This is a genomic window from Rhodanobacter sp. IGA1.0, from assembly GCF_040208325.1.
Classification (GTDB): domain Bacteria; phylum Pseudomonadota; class Gammaproteobacteria; order Xanthomonadales; family Rhodanobacteraceae; genus Rhodanobacter; species Rhodanobacter spathiphylli.
Map to the genome: position 1 here is coordinate 734,499 of NZ_CP157948.1, position 16,954 is coordinate 751,452.

General features: G+C 58.5%; 14 protein-coding genes. 10 read left to right on the plus strand and 4 right to left on the minus strand.

The window, feature by feature from the left end; all coding sequences use genetic code 11:
* The first annotated feature begins 3 nt into the window (after positions 1–3).
* The 7 genes from tviB to ABNK63_RS03250 are packed head-to-tail and all read left to right on the plus strand — an operon-like array spanning position 4 to position 7,025.
* Entirely contained in the window at positions 4–1,281 is a 1,278-nt protein-coding gene (gene tviB, locus ABNK63_RS03220) for a Vi polysaccharide biosynthesis UDP-N-acetylglucosamine C-6 dehydrogenase TviB (RefSeq protein ID WP_350016672.1), read from the plus strand.
* A 14-nt stretch (positions 1,282–1,295) separates the two neighbouring features.
* Positions 1,296–2,306 (plus strand): NAD-dependent epimerase, encoded by a 1,011-nt coding sequence (locus ABNK63_RS03225; RefSeq protein ID WP_350016673.1) that lies wholly within the window; start codon positions 1,296–1,298, stop codon positions 2,304–2,306.
* Positions 2,307–2,348: 42 nt separating this feature from the next.
* A complete protein-coding gene (locus ABNK63_RS03230; RefSeq protein ID WP_350016674.1) occupies positions 2,349–3,533 on the plus strand; it encodes a hypothetical protein in 1,185 nt (394 codons plus the stop codon).
* A complete protein-coding gene (locus tag ABNK63_RS03235; protein WP_350016675.1) occupies positions 3,527–4,090 on the plus strand; it encodes an acyltransferase in 564 nt (187 codons plus the stop codon). Before ABNK63_RS03230 ends, ABNK63_RS03235 begins: the two co-directional genes overlap by 7 nt.
* Before the next feature lies 1 nt (position 4,091).
* Complete coding sequence (locus ABNK63_RS03240) at positions 4,092–5,423, plus strand: hypothetical protein (RefSeq protein WP_350016676.1); 1,332 nt, start codon at positions 4,092–4,094, stop codon at positions 5,421–5,423.
* Positions 5,420–5,953 carry an acyltransferase gene (locus tag ABNK63_RS03245; RefSeq protein WP_350016677.1) on the plus strand — a complete coding sequence of 178 codons (534 nt, stop codon included), beginning with the start codon at positions 5,420–5,422 and terminating at the stop codon, positions 5,951–5,953. Before ABNK63_RS03240 ends, ABNK63_RS03245 begins: the two co-directional genes overlap by 4 nt.
* A 58-nt stretch (positions 5,954–6,011) precedes the next feature.
* The gene (locus ABNK63_RS03250) at positions 6,012–7,025 is read left to right on the plus strand and encodes a glycosyltransferase (protein ID WP_350016678.1); all 1,014 of its coding nucleotides are present in this window, start codon (positions 6,012–6,014) and stop codon (positions 7,023–7,025) included.
* Positions 7,026–7,045: 20 nt separating this feature from the next.
* On the opposite strand, the gene ABNK63_RS03255 is transcribed toward ABNK63_RS03250, so the two are convergent.
* Positions 7,046–7,912 (minus strand): YdcF family protein, encoded by an 867-nt coding sequence (locus ABNK63_RS03255; RefSeq protein WP_350016679.1) that lies wholly within the window; start codon positions 7,910–7,912, stop codon positions 7,046–7,048.
* A 97-nt stretch (positions 7,913–8,009) separates the two neighbouring features.
* Here ABNK63_RS03255 and ABNK63_RS03260 point away from each other — a divergent pair, with 97 nt between their 5' ends.
* Together ABNK63_RS03260 and ABNK63_RS03265 are read left to right on the plus strand one after the other, a co-directional pair.
* Positions 8,010–9,230: a hypothetical protein gene (locus ABNK63_RS03260; RefSeq protein ID WP_350016680.1), complete on the plus strand. Its 1,221-nt coding sequence runs from the start codon at positions 8,010–8,012 to the stop codon at positions 9,228–9,230.
* Positions 9,231–9,288: 58 nt separating this feature from the next.
* A complete protein-coding gene (locus tag ABNK63_RS03265; protein WP_350016681.1) occupies positions 9,289–10,461 on the plus strand; it encodes a glycosyltransferase family 4 protein in 1,173 nt (390 codons plus the stop codon).
* Positions 10,462–10,667: 206 nt separating this feature from the next.
* Here the strand turns inward: ABNK63_RS03265 and ABNK63_RS03270 are convergent, their stop codons facing one another.
* From ABNK63_RS03270 to ABNK63_RS03280, 3 genes are all read right to left on the minus strand, one after another.
* Positions 10,668–12,014, minus strand: coding sequence for a UDP-glucose/GDP-mannose dehydrogenase family protein (locus ABNK63_RS03270; RefSeq protein WP_350016682.1), 1,347 nt, complete (start codon positions 12,012–12,014; stop codon positions 10,668–10,670).
* Between the two features lie 82 nt (positions 12,015–12,096).
* Positions 12,097–13,227: an undecaprenyl/decaprenyl-phosphate alpha-N-acetylglucosaminyl 1-phosphate transferase gene (locus ABNK63_RS03275; protein WP_350016683.1), complete on the minus strand. Its 1,131-nt coding sequence runs from the start codon at positions 13,225–13,227 to the stop codon at positions 12,097–12,099.
* Between the two features lie 688 nt (positions 13,228–13,915).
* Positions 13,916–15,268: a phosphomannomutase gene (locus tag ABNK63_RS03280; RefSeq protein WP_350016684.1), complete on the minus strand. Its 1,353-nt coding sequence runs from the start codon at positions 15,266–15,268 to the stop codon at positions 13,916–13,918.
* 422 nt (positions 15,269–15,690) lie between these two features.
* Between ABNK63_RS03280 and cysD the strand changes: the two genes are divergently transcribed.
* Complete coding sequence (gene cysD / locus ABNK63_RS03285; protein ID WP_007809323.1) at positions 15,691–16,611, plus strand: sulfate adenylyltransferase subunit CysD; 921 nt, start codon at positions 15,691–15,693, stop codon at positions 16,609–16,611.
* Positions 16,612–16,954: the final 343 nt, after the last annotated feature.

Below are 16,954 nucleotides of genomic sequence, written 5' to 3' on the forward strand. Positions count from 1 at the left end.
CACATGCACTCACTGGAAAACACGAAGATCGCCATCATTGGCCTCGGTTACGTCGGTCTGCCGCTCGCCGTAGAATTCGGCAAACACTTCGATACGGTGGGCTTTGATATCAACACCGCACGCATCGAAGAGTTGCGAAGTGGACATGATCACACTCTGGAAGTGGATGCCGTGGAACTTGCCGCCGCACCACGCCTGAGCTTTAGCGCCGACTTGGATGCTATCCGTGGGTGCAACGTCTACATCGTCACTGTGCCCACCCCGATCGACTCGGCTAAGCGCCCCGATCTGACCCCGTTGGTCAAGGCTAGTGAGAGCTTGAGCAAAGTGCTCAAACAGGGCGACGTCGTGGTGTATGAATCCACCGTGTATCCCGGCTGCACCGAAGAAGTCTGCGTACCGATCCTGGAAAGGGTTTCCGGTCTTATCTACAACCGCGATTTCTTCGCCGGCTACAGCCCCGAGCGGATCAATCCGGGCGACAAGTTGCATCGCGTTACCACCATCCTCAAGGTGACATCAGGCTCTACACCGGAGGCGGCTGATTTTGTCGATCGCCTTTACAGTTCGATCATCACCGCAGGCACGCACAAAGCCAGCTCCTTGAAAGTCGCCGAGGCTGCCAAGGTAATCGAGAACACCCAGCGCGATCTCAACATCGCCCTTGTCAATGACCTTGCCATCCTGTTCAACAAGCTCGGCATCGACACACTGGAAGTACTGGAGGCCGCCGGCACCAAGTGGAACTTTCTGCCGTTCCGTCCGGGCTTGGTCGGCGGCCATTGCATCAGCGTCGACCCCTACTACCTGACTCACAAAGCACAGGAAGTCGGTCACCATCCAGACGTTATTTTGGCTGGGCGTCGAACCAACGACGGCATGGGGCCTTATATTGCCCATGAAGTTATTCGGCTAATGGTGCGCAAGGGTATCAACCCGGTCGGTGCACGCATCTTGGTACTGGGCCTCGCGTTCAAGGAAAACTGTCCGGACCTGCGTAACACTCGTGTCGTGGATATCGTGCAGGCATTGAATGGGTACAACGCCGCGGTCGATGTTTACGATCCGTGGGTGAACGCTATGGAGGCCGAGCATGAATACTGCATTACACCAATTACGCAGCCGCAACCTGGCGTCTATGACGCGGTGATCGTCGCCGTCGGTCACCAAGAATTCGTCGACATAGGTGCTGACGGCATTCGAGCCTTGGGCAAACAGGATTCAGTGCTCTATGACGTCAAGTACGTATTGCCGCGCACTGCCGTCGATGGTCGTCTCTGAATCTGGACTAAAAAATGAAAGTATTGGTTACAGGCACTGCTGGGTTTATCGGCTCCCACGTCGCCATCAAACTGCTTGAGCGCGGCGACACAGTCATTGGTTTCGATAGCCTCAACGATTATTACGACGTCAATCTGAAGAAGGCACGCCTCGCGCGCTTCATGGAACACCCCAACTACACGCACGTCCAGGCCGATCTGGCGGACCGCGCCACAGTTGAGGATACCTTTGCCATTCACAAGCCCCGGCGCGTGATCAATTTGGCAGCGCAGGCCGGGGTCCGCTACGCCGCGGAAAATCCCCATGTCTACGTGGCCAGTAACGTAACGGGCTTCCTGCACATCCTGGAAGGTTGCCGTCGGCACGGTGTGGAGCATTTGGTGTACGCCTCGACGAGTTCGGTCTATGGGGCAAATCGAGCGATGCCTTTCAGCGAGCATCAATCCACCGAACATCCGTTGACGCTATACGCGGCAACCAAAAAGGCCAACGAACAGATGGCGCATAGTTATGCGCACTTGTATGGCATCCCCACGACTGGACTGCGATTCTTCACGGTGTACGGTCCTTGGGGTAGGCCGGACATGGCGTTGTTCCTATTCACTAAAGCCATTCTTGCTGGAGAGCCCATCAAAGTTTTCAACCACGGTCATCATCGCCGCAGCTTCACCTATGTCGACGACATCGTTGAGGGCGTGATCCGCACCTTGGACACAGTGTCCGAAAAAGATCCGCGCTGGAACGCTATGGCGCCCGACCCAGGCCGAAGTGGCGTAGCGCCATACCGCGTGTTCAACATCGGCAACGAGCAACCCGTGGAGCTGTTGCGCTACATCGAGGTATTAGAGCACTGCATCGGACGCAAGGCGCAGATGGAATTGATGCCGCTGCAGGCGGGCGACGTACCAGACACCGAGGCGGACGTGTCCGAGTTGATCCAAACCGTGGGCTACAGGCCTGCCGTGTCGGTGGAAGAGGGAGTAGCCCGGTTCGTCGAATGGTACCGCGAATACTACGGGGCCTAAGCGGTGCTTTCGCACGTTGTCCGATACTCCACTTGGCAACTAATGGCGCAGATTTTGTCGGCGTCTACAATGCTGGTGCTGACAGCACTCCTGCCGGCTTCGCCGTTGGCGACCTACGGTTATGCGCTCAGCCTCAGTAGCCTAGCTAGCTCTTTTGCCACGCTGAGGCTGGAGCAAGCCATATTGGTCGCGCGCTCCGATGCTGAGTCGGACGACCTGGCTTGGGGCGCGCTGGTATCCGCGCTCATCCTGGCAGCGGCCATAGTGCTTCTCGATCAGGCAGGTGCGTTTGGGAGCCAAGCTGGTAGCTATACCGCCGGAGCGATCTCGGCGTTTGCTATGTCTGCAGTGAATATATCTCAGCAGGTTTTGATACGAAGGGACAGATCCGGTTACGCCGGACGCATCGCAGTGTTCAGATCTTTCACCGTATCTGCGTGCGTTATTGGGTTTGCGTGGCTGGGGTCCCGCGCGAACGCCAACGCTGTCCTGCTTGGCTTGTCCATCGCGTCGGGAATGGTGGCGGCAGGATGCTTGCTAGAAGTAATGCGTATTACAGGGGCTAGACCATCCTTTGGATCAATACGCGCGGCAGCGAGGGTTTACTCCGACGTGTGGATGTCGTATCTCGGGCAATCCATACTGAGCGGAATATCGCTGAACGCCCCGTACTTTGCCATTTTTCACTTTGCAGAACCACGCTACGCAGCGGCCTACCTCCTCGCCGATCGGGTAGTTAGGATGCCCGTTACATTGCTTTCCAATTCGGTGAGATCTCATCTGACCCATCAATTCCGACTGCTCATTGAGAGGCGTCAAGCACATGTGGGGAGGGGTATTCTACGAAAGTGGTCGGTTTCGCTCGCTGCAATGGGTTGGGCTGTACTGCTGCTTGGCGGTTTGGCATTGTGGATGTTCGGAATGCACTTGTCCGAGGAGAAGTGGCGGCAAGCTGGCATGGCAGTGATGGTCATGAGCGCTTGGGGCGGCTCCGTGATCTCCAATCCGCCCGCGTCTGCAACGCTCACTGCATATCGCAAGACAGGTTATATTTTTCGTATGCAGGCCGCAGAACTTCTGTTGCGAGTCGTCATTATCGCAGCGACCGCCCTATATTTGTTTGATGATGAATTCTACTTTGGCCTGTTTCTGATTTTCACGCCAGGAATCATTTATAACTTTCTCCTCTGGCACAAAGCGTCCCAAGCTTGGAAAATTACATGTTGATGCGATATCTGCAGACTAAGGGAGTTGGCTGGCGCGCGCAGCTGAAGTTCCCCGTGTCGATGCTCGGCGTGCGCCGTAACATCAGTCTCGCGAATGGTGTTGTGGCCGATCGCTTTTCGAGCTTGCTGTGCGATAGGTTTGGGGAGATAAGAATAGGGCGCGATAGCTACGTTGGTCGCTTCGCCGTCCTTAAAACTTATCGCGGATTCATTAAAGTTGGTGCCAATACAAGTATCAACGCTTTTTGCTTCATTAACGGCTGCGGAGGGGTTCGCATAGGCGACGACGTGCGCATCGCCGCACATTGCTCAATAATAAGCTCCAACCATGTTTTCTCGGATCCAAAAAAGCCTATCCGTACGCAAGGCCTTATAGCCTTGGGGGTGACGATTGAAGACGACGTGTGGCTGGGAACGGGCGCTCGGATATTGGACGGTGTGACCATAGGCAAGGGTGCGGTAGTGGCCGCGGGTGCGGTCGTAGTACGCGACGTAGCGCCCTACAGTGTTGTTGGCGGCGTCCCAGCGAGATTAATAAAAATGCGCGGGAGCGAATAGCTTGAACGACATCGTTTTTGCCTTCCTCCTCATTGTTGGCGTCTTCAATATCTTTTGGATTGGGGCTGAGTTTGTCGCTCGGAAAAAGCTTGTTGGATTGCATATTTTTGCGTTGTTCTATTCGATTTCCTATTTCATTACGCCATCAGTTGAACACTTTTTGCCAGCAGCCATGGGGGATGAGGCAATCTGGGCTGCAAAATATAACGGAGGCAATCAGTTCTTTACCGTGGTGTTTGTTTTATTGGGTTATCTCGTCTCCGTTATGGCCTATCGTGTGACCATGAGGATGCGGCGGATCCGTGAGCGACAACCCAGAGATGAGAAAAAGCCAATGCTGATCTTCGTTTGGCTTTGTCTTATTCTGTCCACAATATGCATTGTCGTGTATTCAAGTCAATACGGCGGGCTGTTGGCCGCACTTAAGGATGCGGCCATGATACGTGCTGGCGGTGGCGACGATTTACTGCAGACCGACGGTAACTTTCTTTTCCTCAAGTACCTTATTCCAGTTAGTGCCTTTTCATTACTTGGACTGGTTGCGCTAAAGGTAGAATATGGTTATTCGAATGCGGTATTGGTGATTATTTGCACAATAGTGGTAATACTTGGCTTCCTGATGATGGCTGGCCGTAATCGCTTCCTAGGCTTGGGATTGGCTCTTTTTATTCTTTATTTTGCCACGTTAGGGCCGAGGGCAAAATTCACACCCAAGCGAATGCTTATTATTATTGGCGCGATTTGCGTGGGATACTTTGTGCTCCTATATGGCAAGCAATTCTTTGCTTCGATGTCCGCTGATTCGGTGTCCCAGGCGTTCGAGCAGCGCGTGGCTAACGTTGGCGACGGCGACAACTTCAAGATATTGCAAAATTTTGAACATCATTACGCGTCAATCGGGGCGGCGGATGCTTACGTGTATGACCTCAGCGGTATGCGTTATTTCATCGACGTTGTTAATGCCCCCTTGTCTATCCTCCCAACGCGCTTGGTTGGTATGGAAAAGCCAGTCCCAATTAGTGTGTATAACACGTACATGATCACCGGCGTCTACGACAGCCGCATTCCACCGGGACTTGTCGCCTTTGGTGTGTATTCCTTAGGCTATCTGGGCGTGCTGTTGGTAATGGCCGTCTATGGCTATCTATTGGCGTTGCTGGACAGGGCACTTTTGCAACCAGGATTTAGGCGGATCATCGTGCCGTGGATCATCGTGACCCTGGTGGTCTCCGGTGGATCTGGCGATCCTCGCGTTCTGATGTATGCGTTGTTGCCGGCCTTCTTCGCCAGCGCGTTGGTACTGCCGTTAAGGAAGAGGTTCGTATTCCGATGAAAAAAATTATCTTGGTATTGCTCGCCAGGCTGCGCGGCGGGGTTTGGTTGGCGAGAAAGCTGGGTGTCAGCGTCGGTGAAGGTTGCCGGATCTATACGCGGCAGTTCGGCAGCGAGCCATTTCTAGTGACAATCGGAAAGCGAGTGACAGTGACGTCAGGTGTGCAATTCATCACCCACGATGGGTCGACTTGGCTGATTCGAGACGTCAAAGGTCGCCGTTTTCGTTTTGCCCCGATCTCGATCGGTGACGACGTATTCGTCGGCGTCAATTCAATCATCCTTCCTGGCGTCAGGATCGGGAGTCGTTGCATCATTGGTGCTGGCTCAGTTGTGACTCGATCGGTGCCCGAAGGTTCCGTGGCTGTCGGCGTACCTGCGAAGGTTATTGGAACTTTCGATCAGTTCGAAGCTAAGGCGCTCCGATTCTATGTTTCAGAGCGAGACGTGATACCACGTGACAGTGTCGATTATAGGACGTGGGTCCTATCCTGTCTGGAAGCGCAAAAAGAGTTTAACTATGCCGAGTGAGTTCGCTCTTCTACTTGTGCCTTCGGATCGCATGGGGGGCGCGGAACGTATTCTTCGAATGGTGGCTACCGAACTCCTTGAAAGGGGTTGGGCAGTAGACGTGGTTTGCCTTTCTCGCGGAACCGGCGCTCTGTTTTCGAACACTCTGAGCGCACATCCCAACTGCTGCGTGTACGTGCTGTCGGATACGCGTGAGATTTACGGTGTGATGCGTGCATTGCCTCTGTTCATGCGCCTACTGCGCCATAGGCGGTACACGCTAACCTTTTCCTCGTTGACGCATTGCAATGCGTTTACAGGTTTCTTGCGCAGAATCCGCCTTCTTCACACGCGCCGATTAGTGTGTCGCGAATCCACTATCATCTCACGTCGCTTTCGCGGCCTGCGGCGCGTCTATTACTGGGTGTGCTATCTTTTTTATGGTTCGGTAGATAAGGTTATCTGTCAGACCAACGAGATGGCGGCTGAGTTGCTAAAATTTACAGGGGCGGTGAAAGCACAAAGGGTCGCTGTGATGGCGAATCCTATTGCTCCTATTAACGATGCTCGTTGCATGCGCAGACTGGACGACGGTCCCCTCTATGTTTCGGTGGGACGGCTGATCCCTGAAAAGGGTTTCGACGTATTAGTCGAGGCCTTCGCAGTCTTATTGGAGCAACGGCCTGCAGCGCGACTGCACATATATGGCGAAGGACCAGAGCGACCAAAGCTGGAAGCGCTTATCGCGCGTTTAGAACTGGGCAGGAACGTCGCACTGAGCGGTGTCACCAATACGCCGCACGAAGTGATGCGTGCCGCGGACGTCTGCGTAGTTTCGTCAATTGCTGAGGGGTTCCCGAACGTGTTATTGGAGATGATGCGTGCGAATGATCGTGTAGTAGCAACTCATTGCGCGGATGGTGTGTCTGATATAGAAGGATTGATTACCTGTCCTGTTCGCGATGCCGGGGCGTTGGCAAGTGCATTACTCACAGCGCTCACTAAGCCGGTTGTAGGTGCTGGCGAGAAATTCGATGCCGAGTTGGCACGCCGCACGCCAGAAGCCTTCGTGGATCAGCTCTTGTCTTATTGAGTGTTGTCGCTCACGGCTCTTCATAGCCATCCACGCAAGCGGTAATAGAGCATGCCGCAGTATTCCTTCAAGCTCTGTCCGGTCAATAGAAGAACTGTGGCAGGGCGCCATCGTCGTTTGACGGAGCGATGCTCGCTGCGTCGATCTAATGCGGGTGCAGGGGTGACCTCCACGCCTTCCTTTTTAAAGCTGGCGACCGCACGTGGCATATGAATAGATGATGTCACTAGAAGAATGCGTCTTAGTTTCCGATCCTTCATAATTGCTGCGACGTATTTCGCGTTCTGATGGGTATTGAGGCTCCGAGTCTCAAGTATTAGGGCGGAGGGCTCAACTCCCCATGTTTCCAGTGCAGCTGCCATGGCGGCTGCGTCGCCGTTCCCACCAGAGAGCAGTACATACGGTGCCTTTGCGTGCTGGAAGAGCAGGAAACCGAAGCCCGTTCGCGATTCCGGAGATCGACTCTGGCCCTCGGGAGGCGTCGCCGAATCGTTGCTTACTCTGGCTCCACCCAAGATGACGATGGCATCGGCAACCGGGTAGGCGCTCGCTTCCCTTTGGGCATAGCGACTCTCCAAGCTGTTGCGCAGCCAGTCGGAGAATGTCGGCGTGCTGCACAGCGCCAACCATGCCATGCCAAACAGCATCAACGTGAGCGCGTATCTATATCGACGGCGCCAGACGCAAAGTATGCCGATGGCCCAGAAAACCGCGACTTGCGCAAGCGGTTGGCTGGGGTAGCTGAGCTGAGTGACGAGATCGAGGGGTTGGGTCATGGGCCGCGTATGTGTTCCGCCAAATAGCGAGTCATTGAATATTCTTCCACCACCGTAGTCGACCACCCGTACAGCATATAATTGCGCCTCCACAACGAAGGCCGCCAGCATCTTCATATTCTGTTGAAGTGGCTTGGTTGGCGCTACAGCATTTTCCGGGTGCCTAAGTGGTCGCGTACGGATTTCGCTCGAAGAGGTAACTTGTTCGATGAATCGACATATTGGAGTGCCGCAAATGGCTGGGTTGCTCCAGACATTCTGTAAGTACACTGTTCTAGGGGCCGCGGCGTTTGCTTTCTCGGTCTCCGCGACCACGCAGCCAAAGAAGTTGCTCGTCTTCGACTACAAGCTCGATGCCAGCTGGGTGGCGTCCCACGGCAGGGAATATGTATTTGTTTGGGGCGCGAGCACGGGTGCTACGCTGAAGACCTTCGCGGAACACGCACCCCAAACCGTGCTGAGCAAGTATTTCCCATACTCGCGCGATGCGAACGCAAAGCACGGCATTGGTTTCTGGAAGAAGTTCCATGCGGACTGGATTCAGTACGAGTGTGATGGCAGAACGCCAGCGACCATGTATGGGGGTGGCAACATCAGTCTGGACATCAATAATCCAAAAGTACGTCAGTGGCAATTGGGTAACTTCCTTAAGCTGCCGAATGACGTGCATGAGGTCGCGCTGGACAATTATCAGTTCAATACGCGCAGTCATGCGTGTGGCCACATGGAAGCACGTGGCTTCATTAAGCGCTATACGGGTGAACAGGACGATCGCATATTTGCCGAGGACGTAGTCAGTTGGCTCGAAGAGATTGCTAACGGGCTGCATGCAAAGAACATCCGTTTGATAGTCAATCATACTCCCGACTTGGCGCCGAACGGTGACGACCCTTCATCGCCATTGGTCCAGCGGATGGTTGCCTCTGTCGACGGCATACTTGATGAAGGTGCAGCAAAGGCCCTGAGTAGCGGGGAGTATGCAGCCACTTTAGCGCGGCTTGTCACCTATGCAACTGGTCATGGCAAGAGGTTCTATTTCGTCTATCGGCTGAGGCAATTCGATGATCACACTGTTGAGACGGCCATAGCTAACTATTTGACGATGGCCAGTCCGCTCACAGCGGTATACGTCAATTCTCTAAGCGACACCTACGGCAGCGAGCCGCCGAACTTCCTCGGCTATGACAGACCAATTGGTGAGCCATGCGGTCCGACCATTTTCCAGGGAGAAGTGGCGTTACGGAAGTACAGCCAAGGCATGGTGGCTTACATGCCAACTGGAGGGGTGGCGACAGAGGTCCCAATTTCTCGTGGATACCTGGATTTGCATGGTCTCAGCGCGGGAACCTCGCTAAGGTTGAGTGCCGGGCAGGGGCGGGTTCTTTATCGATCACAAAGTTTCGGATGCGGGCGCGGAGAAGTGCGGTGATTTACAACAAAACCTGTGGCGACGCCACGATTATAGTGCGCCGCGAGATTACGACACGATGAAAGTATTGCTATTCGCCAACACCGATTGGTACCTCTACAACTTTCGCCGCTCTCTCGCGCTTGCCATTCAGGCGAGCGGTTATGAAGTATTGTTGGTATCGCCCCCTGGCGAATATGGTCAGCGGTTGCGTGACCTCGGCCTGCGCTGGGAGCCTATACGGATGGACCGGCGAAGCCTAAATCCAATACGTGAGGCTGCGCTTTTGGTGCACTTGGCTTCACTTATGCGGAGGGAACGAATAGACCTTGTGCATGGGTTTACCATCAAGAGTGCTGTTTACGGCGCCCTCGCGGGACGTTTAGCTGGTACGCGGGCGCGCGTTAGCGCGGTTGCGGGCCTTGGGTATGTATTCACCAGTTTCAACTTGAAAGCGCGGCTCTTGCGACCGTTGGTCAAGGGGTTGCTTCGATTAACTTTGGGAGGCAATGGAGCACGTCTTATCCTCCAAAATCCCGATGACGTCGCTTTGTTCAAGCGTGCCGGTCTTATCGAGGCCTCGCGCATTCGCCTCATCCATGGGTCTGGCGTGGATTGTCGGCGCTTTACGCCTAGGGTTGCTCGGATCGATGCATCTGGTTCCGCCGCACCACGTGTGCTGCTCGCGGCGCGTTTGCTCTGGGATAAAGGGTTAGGGGAATACGCGCAGGCAGCGCGCATTTTGCGCGAGCAGGGGCGCGAGGTAATTTTCTTGCTCGCCGGGACGCCGGATATGGGCAATCCCGGTGCCGTGCCAGAGGGCACCGTGCGTGGTTGGATGGACGAAGGTTTGCTGCAGTGGCTGGGACACGTTGAAGATATGGGAGCGCTATTCGCCTCTGTCGATATCGTTACGCTCCCGAGCTATTACGGCGAGGGGCTACCTAAGTCTCTTATAGAGGCAGCTGCCTGTGCCCTGCCTTTGGTCACCACAGACATTCCGGGTTGCCGCGAAGTCGTGGCAAATGATGAAGTAGATGGCCTGCGCGTACCGCCCCGTGATGCCAATGCATTAGCCAAGGCAATTGGCCGACTGCTTGATGATCCAAACTTCGCCGCCAAGCTCGGCCAAGCTGCGCGTGCAAAGGCATTAGCGCAATTTGACGAGAGAATAGTGATTGAGCGGACGCTCGCAGTTTATGAAGAATTGTTGGGACCAAGTCCTGAGATTTCTCTGCGCTTTCATACTTAAGCATGAAGTTAATTTAGGAGCACCAAAGCTGGGTATCGCAACTGATCGATGAGTTCATTCAGCTGCCAGCACCGACAGAATCGCGGTGACCTTCATGAGTAATTACGGCATTTGGGTCGGATTTCACCCGCCAGTAGCGAACGGGCGGAAATCGGAAGGCTGTAATTTCAGGTCAGACTCACTGCGATCGCATGCGTTGGTCCGGCTCACGACGACTGCAGGCTGCGCCCGCGCCCGATGCCGTAATAGGCCAGACCGGCCTCCTCCACCACCGCCGGGTCGTACAGGTTGCGTCCGTCGAAGATCGCCGGTTCGGCCAGCGTCCCGCGGATGGCGGCGAAGTCCGGGCTGCGGAACGCCTTCCACTCGGTGACCACCGCCAGCACGTCGGCACCGCGAACGGCTTCCATGGCGTCGCCGCACAGCACCAGGTCCGCGCGATCGCCGTACAGGCGCTGCGTTTCCGCGCGCGCTTCCGGATCGAACGCACGCACGCTGGCGCCGGCTTCCCACAGCAACTCCATCAGTCGCCGGCTGGACGCCTCGCGCATGTCGTCGGTGTTGGGCTTGAACGCCAGCCCCCACAGCGCGATCGTGCGGCCCGCCAGCTGGCCGTCGAAGTGGCGCGAGATCAGCTCGAACAGCTTGCCCTTCTGCTGGCGATTGACCGCCTCGACCGCGCCCAGCAGACGGGCGTCATAACTGTACGCGTGCGCGGTGCGTTCCAGCGCCTGCACGTCCTTGGGAAAACACGAACCGCCGTAGCCGGCGCCCGGGTAGATGAAGCTGTAGCCGATGCGCGGGTCCGAACCGATGCCCTGGCGCACCAGTTCCACGTCGGCCCCCACCCGCTCGGCGATATTCGCGATCTCGTTCATGAAACTGATCTTGGTGGCCAGCATCGCGTTGGCCGCGTACTTGGTCAGCTCAGCCGAACGCTCGTCCATCACCACCATGCGATCGTGGTTGCGGTTGAACGGTGCGTACAGCTTGCGCAGCACAGCCACCGCACGCGCGCTGGAGGAACCGACCACGATGCGGTCCGGGCGCAGGCAGTCTTCCACCGCGGCGCCTTCCTTGAGGAACTCCGGATTGGAGACCACGTCGAATTCCACCGTCGCGTTGCGCGCCTTCAATTCGCCAGCCACCGCCTCGCGCACCCGATCGGCGGTGCCCACCGGCACGGTCGACTTGTTCACCACCACGGCGTAATGGTCGAGGTGGCGGCCGATGGTGCGGGCCACCGCCTGCACGTACTGCAGGTCGGCGCTGCCATCCTCGTCCGGTGGCGTGCCAACGGCGATGAAGATGATGTCGCTTTGGGAAATGGGGTTGGCTGGGTCGATCGAGAAAGCCAGTCGACCATTACCAGTATTACGCTTGACGATTGTTTCCAGGCCAGGTTCGAAGATTGGGATCTCACCATGATTGAGGCGGTCAACTTTCGACGCATCGATATCGACACAGACCACATGATTACCCATTTCTGCCAAGCACGCGCCGGTAACAAGGCCAACGTAGCCCGTACCGAAGATTGCGACTTTCGGATTCAAATTCTTACCTTTTGATTGGTCATACAAGCGCCTGCCGACAGGCGCTGATTGGATGTCAGTGGGGCGACTTGGAGTGGCCGCCCTACTCGGCCATGGTTTCGCGTGTCGAGTCGCGGTTATCCAATGCTCCACTGATTTTGCGAAGTGGTTTGCGGGCTATCCGTGTCACGTTGGAGTCGTTGGCCGCAACACGAAGAACGAATTTACGCTTTCTGCCTACTTGGCGAGCCCAAATTCTCGTGACCGTCACCGTATAGATCATGGAGAAAATGCAGAAGGTCGCCAGGTTGGTACCCGAGCCCAGGCCCAGCGATGTGGTGACGCTGCCGAGGAAGGCCATCGAGGCCGCCAGCGCCACCAGTGCGACCAGGCTGGCGCGCGGGCCGAGGCCCATGCCGAGCAGGATGTGGTGGATGTGGCCGCGATCGGGCTTGAACGGTGACATGCCCTGGCGCAGGCGGCGGTACATCACCGCCAGGGTGTCGAGCACCGGCAGGGCCACGCACCACAGCACGTCGACGGGCGAAAGTTGACTGTGAGGTTCCTGGCTGAGGCGGATCAGGGTCCAGGCCAGCAGGTAGCCAAGCACCATGCTGCCGGCGTCGCCCATGAAGATCTTGCGACCCATCAGGCCGAGGTTGGCGGCGAGGTACGGGAGGGCGGCGATCGCGAGCAGGGTGATCAGGGCCAGTGATCCGCGCAGCGCATTGGGGCCGGCGAACAGCACGATGGCGGCAATGCTGACCAGGCCAAGGCTGCCGGCCAGGCCGTCGATGCCATCCATCATGTTGAATGCATTGAGCAGGCCGATCACGGCGACCACGGTGACCGGGATGCCGACCCAGCCCAGCGTGAGTTCGTAACCGAAGATATGTCCCAGCGTGTGGATGTAGACACCGGTGCTGCCGATGACGGTCAGGATCAGGATGGTCTGCACCAGCAGTCGGGTGCGCACGCTGAGGTCGTGGCGATCATCCAGCGCGCCCAGCAGCACCAGCACGCACGAGGTGCCCAACAGCACCTGGCCGAAGAGCTGGAAACGACCCCAGACGCAGGCGCCCGCCAGCACGCCGAAGAAGATGGCCAGGCCACCGACCAGCGGCACGCTGCCGACGTGGTGCTTGCGTTCGTTGGGGTGGTCCACCAGGCCCAGGGTGCCCGCAAAGCGCCGCAGCACGATGACCGCGACGAGGGAGGTGATGGCCGTTGCCACGCAAGCAAGAATCATCCGTGTGTCCTGCATGAGTTGTGAGTCTCCAGTATCCCTGTGGACTATTTCAAAACAGCACGATCCGGGTGGGCGGAGAGTGTCGCCTTTTCATGAGTCCTCTACCTTGCCGGCAGTGGACATTTTGGTTAAGGCCGGTTCTCGCGGACACCAATCGGGCAACGTCGAAGCCTGGACCAGGCTGTCCGGAACTCTGTCGCCGCTCCGCCAACCTTGCTCGGGCCTACCGCAACCCGGCCCCCTGGTGTCAGAAAGAGCCGTGCTGATCCGTGACGAGGATCAAGGGTTTTGGATCTTATCAGGTATGGATGGGCTTGATCAGGGCCGGGAACGAGGGCATTCAGTCTGGGGTGTTGTAGGTGAACAAGGCGTGCGGGTCGATTCTGGACCGGTGGTTGGGTGCCCGTGCGTCGTTTCGTTGCAAGTTTTGCGGGGGTGAGCGTGTTTGCGCGGTGCTGCTTGCCCTTCTCGTCATGGAGGGGGCGTTGTTCGATCGCAGGAAGGTTTGGGGGTGAGGTGCAAAGTCAAAAGCGACCCCCTCCCCAGCCTCCCCCTGCTGCGCAGGGGGAGGAGCCAAGCCGAAACCAGCGCTTTGCTCCCTCCCCTGCGCAGCAGGGGAGGGCTGGGCGACCGCAGGGAGTGCTTTAGCTGGGGGTCGCTCTTCGCCCCGGCTCTACGCCCCCGCAATCAATGCCGAAATCTCCGCCGTGCGTGCCTGCATCAATGCCACGTCGCCACGCGACTCCACGTTGAGTCGCAGCAGCGGTTCGGTGTTGGAGCTGCGCAGGTTGAAGCGCCATGGGCCGAAGTCGGCGCTGATCCCGTCGGTGTGGTCGAGGGCGGGCGGCTGGCTGGTGTAGTGACTCATCACCCGTTCGGTGGCGGCGCGTGCGTCGGCGACCTTGAAGTTGATTTCGCCGCTGCAGGGGAACGCGCGCATGCGGTCTTCCACCAGTTCGGCCAGTGACAGGCCGCGGCTGCTGACCAGTTCGGCGATCAGCAGCCAGGGGATCATGCCGGAGTCGCAGTAGGCGAAGTCGCGGAAGTAGTGGTGGGCGCTCATCTCGCCGCCGTAGATGGCGTTCTCGGCGCGCATGCGCTCCTTGATGAAGGCGTGGCCGGTCTTGCTGAGCACGGGGACGCCGCCGGCTTGCTGCACCATCTCGATGGTGTTCCAGGTCAGTCGCGGGTCGTGGATGATCTTGCCGCCGGGGTGGCGCGTCAGCAGGGCGGTGGCCAGCAGGCCGACCAGGTAGTAGCCCTCGATGAAGCGGCCGTCGGCGTCGAAGAAGAAGCAGCGGTCGAAGTCGCCATCCCAGGCCACGCCGAAGTCGGCGCCGTGGGCGCGCACCGCGTCGGCGGTGGCGGCGCGGCATTCGGGCAGCAGCGGGTTGGGGATGCCGTTGGGGAAATGGCCGTCCGCTTCGTGCTGGATGCGGATGAACTCGAATGGCAGTTGCGGCGCGAGCTGGTCCACGACCAGGCCGGCGCCGCCGTTGCCGGCGTTGACCACGATCCTCAGCGGCTTCAGCCGTTCGCGCTGGATGTAGCCGAGCAGGTGTTGGATATAGGCGGATTTGTCGGTCATCGCCCGCGGCGTGGCGACGCCGGCCGGAATGGCTGCTTGGTGGCTGGCGGCGAAGTCGCGGATCGCGAACAGGCCGCTGTCGCCGCTGATCGGCCGCGAGCCTTCGCGCACCAGCTTCATGCCGTTGTAGTCCATCGGATTGTGGCTGGCGGTGACCATCACGCCGCCGGCGGCGCCCAGGTGCATGGTCTGGAAGTAGACCTCTTCGGTACCGCCCATGCCGATGTCGAGCACTTCGCGCCCGCCCGCGTGGAAACCGTCGGCCAGCGCCGCCTGCAATGCGGGGCTGCTCAAGCGCACGTCGCGCCCCAGCACCACCGGGCCCGGTCCCAACTGTGCGGCCATGGCCAGGCCGATACGGCGCGCCAGGTCTTCGTCCAGCTCGTCGGGCACGCGGCCGCGGATGTCGTAGGCCTTGAAGCAGGGGAGTGGGGTCACAAGCGGCTCGCTGAGGATGCTCAAACGCGCATTGTATCCATGGCGGTGCCTGTTCCCGGCGTCGAGGAAGAAGCGCGGGTCGGGTCAACATCGGTCATGGCCGGGCCGCCTGCCACAGTCGTGGGCTGCCGGTTTCGAACACGCGCGAGATGTGGATGCCGGCGTCGTCACCCGGGAGGAACGTGCGGAGCACGGCAGCCATGCGCTGTCGCAGCCCCGGAGCACCGGCCGGCCGCTCAGGCGGGGCCTGGCCATTTCGTTTGCGTCGATTCCAGGGTCCCGTGCGTCGAGGTGGGCGCCCGTCCCCGCAAGCGTGCTCCCCCTGCACGGCGTGGCAGCAACGGGCATATGTCCCGGTCAAACCGTCATAACCCGACAGCGGCGTTGCCATTAGTATTGTCGGGGAGATCACCGGAAACGACATGACGGACATCGAGACGCTTGCCCCGGCTTCGCATCTGAAGCGTCTGGAGGCGGAAAGCATTCACATCCTGCGCGAGGTGGCGGCGGAATTCGGCAATCCGGTGCTGTTGTATTCCATCGGCAAGGATTCTTCCGTGCTGCTGCATCTGCTGCAGAAGGCGTTCTACCCAGCCCCTCCGCCGATCCCCCTGTTGCACGTGGATACCACCTGGAAATTCCGCGAGATGATCGCCTTCCGCGACCGCCGGGCGGTGGAGACCGGTTGCCGGCTGCTGGTGCACATCAACCAGGAGGGCGTGGCTCAGGGCGTCGGGCCGTTCTCGCACGGCGCCACCGTGCACACCGACATCATGAAGACGCAGGCGCTGAAGCAGGCGCTGGACAAGTACAAGTTCGATGCCGCCATCGGCGGGGCGCGGCGCGACGAGGAGAAATCGCGTGCCAAGGAGCGGGTGTTCTCGTTCCGCAACGCGCAGCATCGCTGGGACCCGAAGAGCCAGCGTCCGGAACTCTGGAATCTGTACAACGCACGCATTCACAAGGGCGAGAGCGTGCGGGCCTTTCCGCTGTCCAACTGGACCGAGCTGGATATCTGGTTGTACATCTACCGCGAGAAGATCGAGGTGCCTTCGCTGTACCTGGCCGCCAGGCGGCCGGTGGTGGAGCGCGACGGCGCGTTGATCATGGTCGACGACGAACGCCTGCCACTGCTGCCGGGCGAGGTGCCGGAGATGCGCAAGGTGCGCTTCCGCACACTGGGCTGCTACCCGTTGACCGGCGCGATCGAATCCGATGCGGACACGCTGCCGGCGGTGATCCAGGAGATGCTGGTGGCGCGTACCTCCGAACGCCAGGGCCGGGTGATCGATCACGATCCGTCCGCATCGATGGAAAAGAAGAAGCGCGAGGGCTATTTCTGATGGGCGCGGTGGATTTGGTTTTCGGTCGTGGTGTTCGGGCTGTTTCGGGTTACGTGAAATCAAAAGCTTTACCCCCTCCCAACCTCCCCCTGCGAGCAGGGGGAGGAGCAAAGCGGGAAGCCGCCGCTTGTCTCCCTCCCCAGCGAGCAAGGGCAAGGCGCAGCGAGGCCGCTTGTCTCCCTCCCCAGCGAGCAAGCGCAAGGCGCAGCGTGGCCGCTTGTCTCCCTCTCCGGCGAGCAAGCGCAAGGCGCAGCGTGGCTGCTTGTCTCCCTCTCCGGCGAGCAAGCGCAAGGTGCAGCGTGGCTGCTTGTCTCCCTCCCCTGCTTGCAGGGGAGGGTTGGGG